Genomic DNA, 12,512 nt, shown 5'->3' with positions numbered 1-12,512 from the left:
GCGCGCGACATGCGCGCCGCCGGGCCGCGTAGGCCTGAGGAGGACGCCTTTAGCCCCGAAGTAACTATCGGCAAAAGAAGCCGTCTGCTAACCAGCAGGCGGCTACCGAGGGCGCCGAGGACGGGGCCGCCCGGGATTGGGGTGCCTGGCCGGCCGCGAGGCGCGCGACATGCGCGCCGCCGGGCCGCGCAGGCCTGAGGGGGGCGCCTTTAGCCCCGAAGTAACTATCGGCAAAAAGAAGCCGTCTGCTAACCAGCAGGCGGCTACCGAGGGCGAAAGCCCGAGGCGGCGCCGAGGGCGCCGAGGACGGGGGTGAAGGCGCGCGACATGCGCGCGCGCCTGAGGGGGGCGCCTTTAGCCCCCCTGAAACACAGCAGGCGCTGAAGAAGCCGCCACGCGGCTTTTTCAGCGCCTGCCTCAGACCTCGAACGCCTCCCAGGACTCCTTGACCTCGAGCAGTAGGGCATCGAAGGCCTCGTCGCCGCGCAGCGACTCCAGGAAGGGATCCTTCTCGGCGAGCAGCGGGTAGTTGTAGAAGCCGTTGTTGTGGGCCTGCCGCAGCCACTCGAGGGCGGCCTCCTTCTCGCCCAGCAGAGCGAAGCACTCGGCCAGATTCCAGGAGTAGAAGGGATCCGTCCGCGCCACCGCGCTGAGCTCTTCATCGACCAGCTCCCGAGCTTTGTCGACCTTCCCTGCGAGGGCGTAGCAGTAGAGCTCGGAGAGCTTGGCGAAGAAGTTCTCGGGCATGTCCCGCCGCAAGCTCTCGAACACCTCGAGACCGCGCTCGCGCTGCTCTGCCATCGCCAGGACCTGACCGTGGATGCAGCGCACCATCGGATTGCTGGGATCCATGCGGAAGCTCTTCATGAAGTATCCCAGGGCCTCCGAAAAGCGCCCGTCCATCAGCGAAAGAATGCCCGGCCAGCACTGGTAGATGGGCGTCAGGGGATCGACCTCGAGCAGCCGGCGCGTCAGCGGTCGTCCCGCCGAAGGCCTCCCCATGAATCCGTAGCAGGTGGTCAGGAAGGCCAGCGTGTCCGTATCGTTGGGGCTGGTCGCCAAAGCCTTCTGGAGCAGCCGCACGCCCTCGAGGCATTGTCCCTGGTGGATTCGGATGATGCCGAGCAGGCGGTTCCCGTGGGGGGAATCGGGCTCGATCTCAAACACCTTCTGGGCGCACTCCTCGGCCTTCTGCAGATACATCGAATCGGAGCTGATGCCGGCGTTGACGAACTGCCAGTAGACTTGACCGAGAGCCGAGATCATGAGGGCGTTCTCGGGGGCGATCTTGAGACCGTTCTGGAGGTAGACCAGAGCGCGATCGAGGGCCTCTTCCGAGTAGCGATGGACTTCCTGCTTGCCCCGCAGATAGAACTCGTAGGCCTCGACGTCGGTGATCGGGTGCTCGGCGAGGGCGCGATCCTCCTCGACACTGAGGGTGACCTTGAGAGCCTCGACGATCTTTCGCGACAGCGACTCCTGAATCGCAAAGACGTCTTCCATCGTGCCCGAGTACTTGTCGGCCCAGAGCAGCGAGTCGGTGGTGGCATCGATCAGCTTCGCCGTCACCCGCAGGCTCTCGCCGGCGCGCCGAACGCCGCCCTCCAGCACATACTGGACATTGAGCGAGCGCGCGATCGAGCGCAGGTCGTCCTGACTCTCTTTGAGGCGGTTGGTCGAGGTCCGGGAGATCACCCGCAGGGCGCGAATGTTCGACAGATCGGTGATCAGCTCGTCCGTCAGACCGTCGCTGAAGTAGTCGCTGTCCCGGTCCGGCGACAGGTTGGCGAAGGGCAGAACGACGATCGAACGATTGACGTTGGGAAAAGCCTGCGTCGGCGGCAGCAGGCCGACCGGATCAGCGCCACCGTCCTGGAGCAAACGGCCGAGATCGGTCATCAGCTCTTTCATGCGGGCGTAGCGGTGTGACCGCTCCTTGGCCAGGGCGCGGTGGAGCACGCGGCGCACGCCCGGCGCCAGGTCGGCCGGCAAGGCCGCTTCGGGCAGGTCGTCGTAGAGGATCGAATGAATGATCCCCGCCGGATGAGGTCCCTGGAACGGCCGCTCTCCGGCGAGCATCTCGAACAGCACCACCCCCAAAGCCCAGATATCGGTCTGGTCGTTGACCTCGCGCCCGGAGGCCTGCTCCGGAGACATGTAGGCCGCCGTGCCGAGCACCGTGCCCGGCTGGGTGAGCTCCATCTCGGCTCCCTCCCGAGCCAGCTTGGCGATACCGAAATCGAGGATCTTCACCTCGTCGCGATCGGTCACCATGATGTTGCCCGGCTTGATGTCGCGATGGACGATTCCCGACTCGTGGGCCCGGGAAAGACCGTTCGCCACCTGATAGACGACGCCCAGCGCATCTTCCACCGAAATCGGCCCACGGCGAATCTTCTGGCCGACCGTCTCCCCCTGGTAGTAGGCCATCACCAGGTAGAGCCGGCCATCGTCCGTTTCACCGATCTGGTGAATCGTGCAGATGTTCTGGTGATCGAGAGCCGAGGCCGCCCGCGCTTCTTGGATGAAGCGTTGTTTGGCGGCTTCGTCGGCGGTCAGGCGGGTGGAGATGAACTTGACCGCGACCTTGCGATGGAGATCGACATCCTCGGCGCTGTACACCACGCTCATCCCGCCGCGACCGATCTTGCCGAGCACGCGGTACTGGCCCACCGTCTGACCGACCATGGTGCGCCGGCCCTCGGGGGAGGGCTTTCCGACCGGTAGGCCTCTAGTTTCTTCCATCGCCGTAGAGATGCAGGAGTTCCCGGAAGACCCCGGTGACCTTCTCCATGGTTTCGAAGGCACTGATGGCGATCCAGGACTCCTGCTCCGCGGTCAACGGAAGCTGGTCGAGGAGCGCAAAGATTTCATCGGCATGCTCGAGATCGAGGGTGGCGTGAGCTCGCAGCATACGGAAGGCGGAGCGGGGAAAGCCGGTGTGGCGCTCGACCTGCTCGAGATGCTCGAGAGTCGGCGGAAAACCCTCGAGGACAGCGAAATAACCCAGCAATGCCACCGGATGGACCCGGTGAACCCAGTAGTACTGTGGACCGATCAACGACGCGACGGAAGCCGAAGCGGCCTGTCGCTCGACCTCGGCCCGACCGTAGCCGAGCACTTCGAGATCGGCGAGCAGCCAATCCGGGTGTTCTTCCTCGTCGGCGATGTGGCGCTCGAGATACTCCCCGAGCATGGCAGCCGCCGCGTCCGAAGAGGCCAGCTCGCGGCAGCGAAGCTCGGCGGCCCGCATCACCTCGATGCTGGTGCAGGCAGCGGAATAGACCCGCATATAGAAGAACGGGAGCATCTCCCGGAGACGGGGATGCTCCCAGAACTTTTCGGTGACTTCCGCCAGCCAGGGCTCGGCGAGGCGTAGCTTGCGTTCGAGGAGCTTGCCACGCCCAGGCCGCGGCGTGCCGCCCTCGAGTGCCGTAGCGGTCACCTCGCCCTCCCGGAGAGATACTTCACCGGACCTCCTTTGGCGGCAGCAGGAGACGAGGGCCTTCACCGCAGCGGTACGACCGACCGCCACCGGCAAAGGCCGAGCTCTGCTCCGGGGAGCTCCTCGAGCTCAGGCTTCGAGGGAGTGGTCAGATCGGGAAAGCCGGTCGAGCGTCGCCGCGCCCCTTCGCCACTGTTCCCAACTTCTTATGGATGTTGATCAGGGTGTCGACCTCTTCCGTCGACAAGCCGTTGATCAGATTCTTCTCGTCATCGTTCAGGATCGTGGCGTCCGCCACACCTTCTGTGTGCAGTCGATCGACGTGAGATTCCATTGCTCTCTCCTACCCAACTAGTTATTCCGAGTACCCACATATCCAACGGCGCCCAACGCAAATTACCTTGCGACACTGGATGAGACCTTGGAATTGTAGCATGACGGGAGATGCAACAAGCCCTCAAAGGCTCAAAAACGACAGCCCTTTGAAGGCCTTCCGGAGGACAGAGCAGCCGCCCCCGAAGGCCTCCGCGAGGACCGCCTGTGCGGCCCACTACGAGCGCGGGAAATACCTACTCCTCAGGCAGATTCTCGACCAACCAGGCGAAGGCCTCGATACGGTCCGAGATACCCTCCGGAATCTCGACGATGGCCGCCTCGACCTTGCGCACGTCCTCCTGCGAATCGATGCCGAAGTGGCTCACCATCTTCTGGACCATGGCCAACACCTCGTAGCCCTGCTTGCGGTTGAACTGGGTCTCTTCGATCTTCGAAGCCCCCGTTCCCACAGCGGTCCAGATGTACTCGCCCTGCAGATCACCTCTCGATACTCGGATCACGGCAACCCCCTCTTCGTGCAATTACCACCGTGCCCCTGGCGGGGCAGATTATGCGTACCGATTCATGATTCTAGCCGGGAAAGCACGGTCCTGCGATGGTGGGCCGTGAGGGAATCGAACCCACGACCATCGGATTAAAAGTCCGGTGCTCTACCTGGCTGAGCTAACGGCCCGGGGAAGTATAGCCGAACGTCGAGGGCCGATTCACAGCCTTCGCTGAGGTTGAGGATCACGAATAAAAGTTAGCGCTCGCGCGATTAATTGTATACACTAAGGAGGTATGCCGCTGCCCGATCCAACTCCTCCCAAGGAACTCTTTCACCGCTACCTCGTCGCCAACCTCGAGGTGTGGTCGAACGTCGTCCTGCCCGGTCGCCGCATCCGCCGGACGGAGGTGCCGAAGCGCCTGCGGGAGTTGGGCTTCCAGCCCTGGGGAGGCTACGAGACCCCGGTCATCACGCGCCTCGAGGGCCGCGGTCAGGTGGCCGGCCTCGACACCGCCTATGAAGCCCAGTGGCGAGGCGCCGAAGCCTGTCGCCTGTGGCTCGACGGTCACGGTCAGTTCGAGATTCAGCGCCTGTCCCACGGCATTCTGCTGTACTTCCGGGGCGACCAGGCGCCGCCCGATGACATTCTCCTCGGTCCTCCCCTACTGCTGGTCCTCACCCTCGGGAGCATCTACACCCTGCACGCCAGCGCTCTGACCATGAGCGGCCGATCGATCGCCTTCTGCGGTGAAAGCGGCGCCGGCAAGTCGACCGTGGCCGCTCTCTTCGCGCGCCGCGGCTGGCGACGCTTGGCCGACGATCAACTCGCCGTGCACTGCGATGGCGGCCCCGGACTGGGCGCGCCCCAACCCCTCCCGCAGCTCAAGCTGCCACAGCAGGATCGCGGCAGCGGTCCGCCCCCCTTGACCACCGTCTACGCCCTCAAGCCGTCGCAGCGCCAGACGAGTCGCTTCACTCGGCTGCAAGGGGGCCAAGCGGTGCACGAGGTCCTGGCGGCGATCACGCCCTTCTCGCTTTACTCCCCCAGCCTCGGGGGACGGGCCCTGGCGGCCGTCGGCCGGGCCGTCAGCACGGCCAGCCTGAAGGTCCACCGGATCGACTATCCGCATCGGCCCCAGGCCCTCGAAGAGGTCTATCGGGAAATCGCCGAGGACTCGACGGAGGTGCTGTCGGCATGAGAGTTCGCCTCGCCCCGAACATCGTCGTCCACCCCCTGACGGCCGAGGAGCGGGTCATCCTCGACGCCCGGGAGAGTTACTTCTACGGCACCTACGGCTTGGCCAGCCGCATCCTGGATCACCTCCAGGAGCATCAGGACTCGACGGCCGCCGGTCACGCCTTCGACGGCGAAGCGCCGCGGCAGGCCGCCGCGCTGACGGAGGCCCTGTTGACGGCCGGGATCCTGGAACCGGTGGCACCGCCAGCGGCGCGCCCCCGGAGCGCGACGGCGGTGGTCGATGAGAGCCAGATCACGGACTTCGTCGCCAGCGGCGAAGCCGAGCGGCGCGCCTGCTTACTGCGGCATGGCAGCGTTCGCAGCCTCACCTTGGGTCCCTCCGCGGGGGTGGGCGAGAGCGGAAACCCCTTGATCTTCCGTTCGCCTTGACCGGCGAAGGTCGAACTTCAGGAGGTCCACGATGAGCCTCTCCAACGCTTGTCCCGGCAACCGCCGCGGCGGACGGTATCTGGCGGCCACTCTCCTCCTCGCCACGCTCCTTCTCTGCCTGGCGTGGCCGGCGGACCTCGAGGCTCAGACCGTCATCCGCAGCTTCGACAACAGCACCGCCGGCGCCATTCCCTTCACCAGCACCGTCGTCGACACCAATCCGCCGGTCGACTGCCCGGCGGGCCCCAACCTCAGCCGCACCTTCGTCGTCGCGGACGACTTCGCCATCGATGGGGTCGCCCTCGGTCTACGCATCGACCACACCTCCCGGGACGATCTGGTGGTAGTCCTCGAGTCGCCCATCGGCACCCGCATCACCGTCCTCAACGACACCTCCTTCGATCCCGACGACAATTACGACCTCCTGCTCTCGCCCGATGCCGAGGTCACCGACCCGGACGATGGCGACGGTGACAACACCGGCGAGCCCTTTTACCACCGCGATATCGACGTCGACGACCTCGACGCCTTCAACGGAACTCCCGCCATGGGAACCTGGACGCTTTACCTGTGCGACGACACCATCGGCACCGACGGAACCTTCCAGTCGGCGCGTCTCATCCTGCAGGAGACCGGCCTTCAGACTGCCGCCTGCTCCGGCACCGTGACCTACGACTGGGCGAGCAACGGTGACGATCTTCCCTTCACCACCACCACTTTCTCCGACGTCACCCTCACCGAAGTGTCGACCAGCGACATCTTCGGCAACGCCCTCGCCAGCTCCGATTTCGAGACCGAAACCGGCACCCAGGGCGGCCACACCGGCTACTACAACATGGGCTTCGACGTCACCGCCGCAGTCGCCCCAGACATCAACTCCGACGAATCGAGCGGACTGAGCGCCACCTTCTCTTTCTCGCCGCCGGTGCGGGACCTGACCTTCGACCTCCTCGACGTCGACTTCATCACCGGCAGCGATACCGCCAACGGTGGCTTCGAGGATCTGGTGCGCATTCTCGCGGTCGACGCCTTGGGCAATCGGCTGGCCTACCAGACGCAGGACGCCGACGGGGGTACCGATCCCGACCTGATCGGCGATCTGTGGGACGGCGACGTCACCGCCGGCACCGGCTCGTCGGCCAATAATCCGCGCTACTTCATCGCCGGTCCGGTCGCCCAGATCAGCGTCGAGTACTTCCAGGGGAACTTCCCCAATCAACCGGGCAACCAGTTCATCGGCATCTCGGACTTCGTGCTCTGCGCCTATGACTTCGGCGATGCCCCAGCCTCCTACTCCACCTCCCTGGGGGCCGGCGCGCGCCACGTCCTGTCTTTCCGCCAGCTCTATCTCGGGACCACCGCTCCCGACGGCGAGGGCGACGGCCAGCCGGTGGCCGCCGGCGCCGACAACAACGGCGCCAATGGCGACGGCGGCGACGAGGAGGGGGTCGCCGCCTTTCCTTCGTCATCGACCCTCGGCGGGACCTACACAGTCCCGGTGACGGTGACCAACGAGACCGGCAACGGCGCCAATCTCTGCGGCTGGTTCGACTCCGGCCAGGACGGCACCTTCGAAGCCGACGAAGCGGTCTGCGTCACGGTACCGGCGAGCGGCAGCAACAGCGCCTGCAGCGACCTCGGCAGCACCTTCTCTTGCTCCCTGGCCTTCACGGTCCCGGTGGCCGATCGTGCCAACTCCGGCGACTTCTACTTCCGCTTCCGAGTCACCAGCGACAGCCTGACGACCAGCGAGCCGACCGGTTCGAAGAGCGACGGCGAGGTCGAGGACTACCGCGTCGCCATCTCTTCCCTGCCGGTCACCCTGACCTCCTTCCGCAGCCAGCGTCGAGACGGTCAGGTGCACTTCGAGTGGCAGACCGAGTCGGAGACCACCCACGTCGGTTTCTACCTCTACGATCCGGATGGACGCCGCCTCCACCAGCGCCTGATTCCGAGCCGCAGCCTCGAGTCCTTCGCTCCCCAGAGCTACGTCGCCACCCTCCCCGCCTCCAAGGTCGAGGCGGTGTATCTGTCGGAGGTCGACCGCCGAGGGCGGGAAGCCTGGTACGGCCCTTTCGAGGTCGGCTCCAACCACGGCCGGCCCAGCCTGGCTCGAGAGATCGACTGGACCGCCGTGCGCCGCGAGCTGCAGGCCGATGAGTCGAAGGAGCGCCGCGCCCAGGCCACGCTGGCCGCTCTACAGATCGACCAGGACGGCCTCTACCGATTCACCCACGACCAGTTGCTGGCGGCAGGCATCGATCTCACCGGGATCGCGAGTGGCGAGCTCGCCCTGTGGAGCGAGCGCCAGGGTGACCAGGCCATCGCCGTTTCCGGAGGCCCCATCTTCGGTGACGGATCGACCGTCACCTTCTATGGCGAAGCCATCGCCGACAGCCTCCACACCGACACCAATGTCTACTTCTTCGGCCCGAATCCGCGTCGGACCCGCCGCATCGAGAGAGCTCGCGGGACTCCCACGACGCGCTCCGAGACCACCTATCGGGGCCGGCAGGAGGTCGATCGCAACCTGCAGTACAGCTTCGCCTCACCGACCGGTGATCCCTGGTTCGAAGCCCGTCTGCTGGCTCGCGGAGAGGCCGTCAGCCAGCGCTTCGAGATCGACCTCGACAACCTGGTACCGGGCGAGGAAGGTGAGCTCGAGCTGGTGATCTGGGGCGTCACCGACTGGCCCGGCGACGCCCCGGACCATCACCTGCTGGCGAGCTTCAACGGCTACCCGATCCTCGACCACCGCTTCGATGGCCTGGCGGAGCAGCGCTTCCGTATCCCCCTGGAGGCATCCTGGCTACGTGACGGCGTCAATCAGCTCGACATCACCGTCCCCGGCGATACCGGCTTCGACTTCGACCTGATTCACGTCGACCGCTATCGCGTCGACTACCAGCGACGCCTCGCGGCCCGCCAAGATCGGCTGCAGTTCTCGAGCCGCGGCGCCAGCTTCGAGGTCACCGGATTCACCCGCGGCGATCTCGAGGTCTATGCCCGCACCGGCCGCGGTCTGGTCGAGCTGGTCGGTGGCGAGCTCGGCAGCGGCTTCTCGGGACACCAGGTCCGCTTCAGAGGCCTCGGCGAAGGCGACGGCGAATACCTGGTGGCCTCCTCCCACGGGCTGCGACAACCGCGAATCCGGGCCCTGCCGACAGAGCCTCCCGTGCTGCAGGATGCGGCGGCGAACTATCTGATCATCACCCACCCGCTGTTCGTCGATCACCTCGCTCCGCTGGTGGCGGCGCGGCGCGCCCGCGGCTTGACGCCGAAGGTGGTGATGGTCGACGACATCTATCGCGCCTACAGCGGCGCGGTGATCGATCCGGAAGCGATCCGCAGCTACCTGCGAGAGCTGCCGTCGCTGCGCTTCGTGCTACTCGTCGGCGGCGACACCTACGATTACCGCGATCACCTCGGCATCGGCTCCGTGAGCTTCGTACCCTCGCCCTATCGCGCCACCGACCGGATCGTTCGCTTCGCGCCGGTCGACCCCCTGTTGGGAGATCTCGACGACGACGGCATTCCCGAGATCCCGGTGGGCCGTTGGCCAGTCAGAACGGTCGCCGAGCTCGATCTGGTGCTCGCCAAGACACTCGCCTTTCCGGCGGCCCGGCGGCACGCCCTGCTGGTCTCCGATGACGAAGCGAGCGGTCGATACGGTGGCTCGGCCAACGACATGGCGGAGCGGCTGCCGCGTTCTTGGCAGCATCAGCTGGTGAACCTCGACCATCAGCCCTTGGACGACGCCCGCTCGGCCCTGCTGACGGCCTTCGACGAGGGGCCCGGGCTGATCGCCTTCGTCGGCCACTCCGGACCGACCTCGTGGACCTTCGACGGCTTGTTCCGGGCCTCCGACGTCGACCACCTCGGCAATCACGGGCAGCCTTCTCTGGTCGCTCAGTGGGGTTGCTGGAACACATACCACGTGTCGCCCCGTTACGACACCCTCGGCCACCGTCTGCTGCTCGCCGGACCACAGGGTGCCGCCGCCGTCGTCGGCGCCGCAACCCTCACCGAAGGCTCCCTCGAAACCCTCATGGGGCCCGACTTCCTCGCCCGCTTGCTGGCTCCCGAGGCCACCGTCGGCGAGACCATGATCGCGGTCAAGCGGGAGCTGGCGGTGCAACGACCGGAGCAGGCCGATATTCTCCTCGGGTGGACTCTCCTCGGCGACCCGGCGCTTCTCTTGCCCCGCCCTTGAAGCCGGCCTCGGCAAGCGGTCTTCCCTTCGAGGATCCGATTCGGATCGCCCGGGAGACTCCCCGGTCCGGCTTCGCCCTGCTCTTCCGACGCAACGGCCGCCCTGCCGAGGAGCGTGGCCTCGAGGCATCGGCCGATCTCCTCGGCGGCACCGGCCCGGACGGCCGTGGCGCCTGGAGCCAAGGGCCCTTCGCGGCGATCCAGCACGCCCACTGGACGACCGACGAAGAGATCGATTCGGTAGTGCCCTTCGTCTCGCCCGGGAGCGGCGTCGTGATCCTCTTCCAGGGCCGCCTCGACAATCGTCCGGAGCTCTCCGCCAGCGCGACCGAAAGTGATGCCGCGGTGGTCGCTCGCGCCTACGAGCGCTGGGGCGAGGCCGCCTTCGAGCGCTTTCTCGGACCGTTTGCGCTCGCCCTCTACGAGCCGCGGGACAAGCGCCTCCTGCTGGCTCGCGACCCCCTGGGGAGCCGGGCCCTTTTCTGTCACCGGCGATCGGATCTCCTGATCGCGGCCACCGAGGAGCTCGCCATCATCGGCCACCCGGAGGTCGAAATGGAGCTCGACCGCCAGCGGATGAGTCAGTTCTTCGCGGTCCGCGAGCTCACCGGCCGACGGACCTTCTTTCAGGGTGTCGAGCAGCTCCTTCCGGGAGAGATCCTCGCCATCACCGGGGACGATGAAAAGGCGACGCGCTGGTGGCCCTTCGTTCCCCATGCCGCCCCCTTGCGGGCCTCGCCGCGAGTTCGCGCCGAGGCCTTTCGCGGCACCGTCGCCGAAGCCGTCCGCTGCCGCCTGCGGTCACGCTCGCGCACCGCGGTGTCCTTGAGCGGCGGCCTCGACTCGACCGCCCTCGCCGCCCTCGCCGCCGAGATCGGCCCGCCGCCGCTGGCCGTGTCCTGGACCTTCGACCGCTTTCCTCGCTGCGACGAGCGGACCTACACCCGGCCTCTGATCGCGGCCCACTCACTGCCCTTTCGCGAAGTCCTCTGCGACGATGCCGGGCCGCTGACAGAGCTGCCCAGTTGGCCGCTGCACCCCACCACTCCGGAGCAGAACGCCTATCGACGCTTTCATCAGCGAAGCTACGCCGCGATTGCCGACGCCGGGCTCTCGGTCCAGCTCTCGGGCATGCTGGGAGATCAGCTCTATGGCGGCACCGAACGCTGGCTTTGGGAGCTGCTACGCAGCGGCCGCTTCGCCACCGCGGCGCGGGCCAGCGTCGGAGCCGGCGGAGCCCGCCGGCTCGCCGGAGCCGGCCTCCCGCCACGGGTCGCCGCCCGACTGCGACGACGCTCCGATGCCCCGCCGTGGCTCACCGCCGAGGCCCGCCGCACCCTTCCCGCAGAGCCACCCTGGCCCCAAGAGGCGGCGCGCTCGCGCCGACCGACCCAATACCTACGTCTGCTCGAGCTGATGAACGGTCACGGCTTCGCCGTCGAGCGCTTCTTCGCCGCCCGCCACGGTGTCGAGGTGCGGTATCCGCTGCACGACCGCAGGGTCGTCGAGCTCGCCCTGCGCTTGCCGACGGAGGATCTGCGGTGGCGCGGCCAGGGGCGACCCGTGATTCGCCGGGCCCTGCGCGGCCGAGTGCCGGACGAGATCCTCAACCGCCGCGACAAGACCTCCTTCGAGCTCGTCTTCTGGGACGCTCTGGAGCAGGCCCCCACGGAGGCCTTGCTGGCCGCGGAGGACGCCTCCTGGCAGCAGTGGGTGCGAGCCGACTGGCTGGACCGAGCGCGCCGACGGGACCGGGGCAGCGCCGGGATCGTGCTCTGGACCTGTCTCTGCTTCCAGCTCTGGACGGCGCGGGCTCTGCCCAGCCTGCGAGCCTGGAAACGCCGCTCGATCAGCGGTCGTCAGTAGTGGATCAGGGACTCGACGGAGTAGCCCTCGAGGCGCTGGCGGCCAGCCAGGAAGTCGAGCTCGACGATGAAGCCGAGACCCGCGACCTCGCCTCCCTGGCTCTCCACCAGGTTACAGGTCGCTTGGGCCGTGCCGCCGGTGGCCAGCAGGTCGTCGACGATCAGCACGCGCTCCCCCTCGGCCACGGCGCCGGCATGCATCTCGAGACGGTCGCTGCCGTACTCGAGGTCATAGCTCTGCCCCACCGTCTCCCCCGGTAGCTTGCCGGGCTTTCGCACCGGCACGAAGCCGGCATTGAGGTTGTAGGCCACGCTCGGTCCGAAAAGAAATCCCCGAGATTCGATCGCCACCACCTTGTCGATCTCGCGCTGCGAGAAGAGCCACACGAACCGGTCGATGGTCTTGCGCAGGCCGAGCGGATCCTCGATCAGGGTCGTGATGTCGTAAAACAGAATGCCGGGCTTCGGGAAATCGGGGATCTCGCGAATCAGAGCCTTGAGGTCGTTCATCGGATGCTCCAGGGGTGCGGTCTCACGGAC

Annotated in this window: 9 protein-coding genes and 1 tRNA gene; 4 read left to right on the top strand and 6 right to left on the bottom strand. The window is 66.6% G+C overall.

What is annotated here, in order from left to right; genetic code table 11:
• Positions 1-417: 417 nt before the first annotated feature.
• The 5 genes from AAF604_22465 to AAF604_22445 all read right to left on the bottom strand — a co-directional run bounded on the left by AAF604_22465 (position 418) and on the right by AAF604_22445 (position 4,454).
• Positions 418-2,745, bottom strand: a complete 2,328-nt coding sequence (locus tag AAF604_22465; protein MEM7052446.1) for a protein kinase — start codon at positions 2,743-2,745, stop codon at positions 418-420.
• Entirely contained in the window at positions 2,732-3,445 is a 714-nt protein-coding gene (locus AAF604_22460) for an iron-containing redox enzyme family protein (GenBank protein MEM7052445.1), read from the bottom strand. The genes AAF604_22465 and AAF604_22460 overlap by 14 nt, the downstream gene beginning before the upstream one ends.
• A gap of 148 nt (positions 3,446-3,593) precedes the next feature.
• Complete coding sequence (locus AAF604_22455; GenBank protein MEM7052444.1) at positions 3,594-3,779, bottom strand: hypothetical protein; 186 nt, start codon at positions 3,777-3,779, stop codon at positions 3,594-3,596.
• Between the two features lie 235 nt (positions 3,780-4,014).
• Positions 4,015-4,281 (bottom strand): hypothetical protein, encoded by a 267-nt coding sequence (locus AAF604_22450; GenBank protein ID MEM7052443.1) that lies wholly within the window; start codon positions 4,279-4,281, stop codon positions 4,015-4,017.
• A gap of 96 nt (positions 4,282-4,377) precedes the next feature.
• A tRNA-Lys gene (locus AAF604_22445) sits at positions 4,378-4,454 on the bottom strand.
• A 107-nt stretch (positions 4,455-4,561) separates the two neighbouring features.
• Between AAF604_22445 and AAF604_22440 the strand changes: the two genes are divergently transcribed.
• Genes AAF604_22440 through AAF604_22425 form a run of 4 tightly spaced genes read left to right on the top strand, consistent with a single transcriptional unit; the run spans position 4,562 to position 11,973 of the window.
• Positions 4,562-5,467 carry a hypothetical protein gene (locus AAF604_22440; protein MEM7052442.1) on the top strand — a complete coding sequence of 302 codons (906 nt, stop codon included), beginning with the start codon at positions 4,562-4,564 and terminating at the stop codon, positions 5,465-5,467.
• Positions 5,464-5,895: a hypothetical protein gene (locus AAF604_22435; GenBank protein ID MEM7052441.1), complete on the top strand. Its 432-nt coding sequence runs from the start codon at positions 5,464-5,466 to the stop codon at positions 5,893-5,895. Before AAF604_22440 ends, AAF604_22435 begins: the two co-directional genes overlap by 4 nt.
• 31 nt (positions 5,896-5,926) lie before the next feature.
• Positions 5,927-10,108: a C25 family cysteine peptidase gene (locus tag AAF604_22430; protein MEM7052440.1), complete on the top strand. Its 4,182-nt coding sequence runs from the start codon at positions 5,927-5,929 to the stop codon at positions 10,106-10,108.
• Positions 10,105-11,973, top strand: a complete 1,869-nt coding sequence (locus AAF604_22425) for an asparagine synthase-related protein (protein MEM7052439.1) — start codon at positions 10,105-10,107, stop codon at positions 11,971-11,973. The genes AAF604_22430 and AAF604_22425 overlap by 4 nt, the downstream gene beginning before the upstream one ends.
• On the opposite strand, the gene AAF604_22420 is transcribed toward AAF604_22425, so the two are convergent.
• The gene (locus AAF604_22420; protein ID MEM7052438.1) at positions 11,967-12,482 is read right to left on the bottom strand and encodes an adenine phosphoribosyltransferase; all 516 of its coding nucleotides are present in this window, start codon (positions 12,480-12,482) and stop codon (positions 11,967-11,969) included. The two genes, AAF604_22425 and AAF604_22420, sit on opposite strands and share 7 nt — an antisense overlap.
• Positions 12,483-12,512: the final 30 nt, after the last annotated feature.

This window comes from Acidobacteriota bacterium (assembly GCA_039028635.1).
Lineage (GTDB): Bacteria > Acidobacteriota > Thermoanaerobaculia > Multivoradales > JBCCEF01 > JBCCEF01.
This window is presented reverse-complemented; position numbering and strand designations above follow the sequence as displayed.

What these genes read in the sequence shown, in the direction of transcription:
- AAF604_22465 (MEM7052446.1), bottom strand. Translation starts at nt 2,745, where the DNA reads ATGGAAGAAACTAGAGGCCTACCGGTCGGAAAGCCCTCCCCCGAGGGC.
- AAF604_22430 (MEM7052440.1), top strand. Translation starts at nt 5,927, where the DNA reads ATGAGCCTCTCCAACGCTTGTCCCGGCAACCGCCGCGGCGGACGGTAT.
- AAF604_22455 (MEM7052444.1), bottom strand. Translation starts at nt 3,779, where the DNA reads ATGGAATCTCACGTCGATCGACTGCACACAGAAGGTGTGGCGGACGCC.
- AAF604_22440 (MEM7052442.1), top strand. Translation starts at nt 4,562, where the DNA reads ATGCCGCTGCCCGATCCAACTCCTCCCAAGGAACTCTTTCACCGCTAC.
- AAF604_22435 (MEM7052441.1), top strand. Translation starts at nt 5,464, where the DNA reads ATGAGAGTTCGCCTCGCCCCGAACATCGTCGTCCACCCCCTGACGGCC.
- AAF604_22420 (MEM7052438.1), bottom strand. Translation starts at nt 12,482, where the DNA reads ATGAACGACCTCAAGGCTCTGATTCGCGAGATCCCCGATTTCCCGAAG.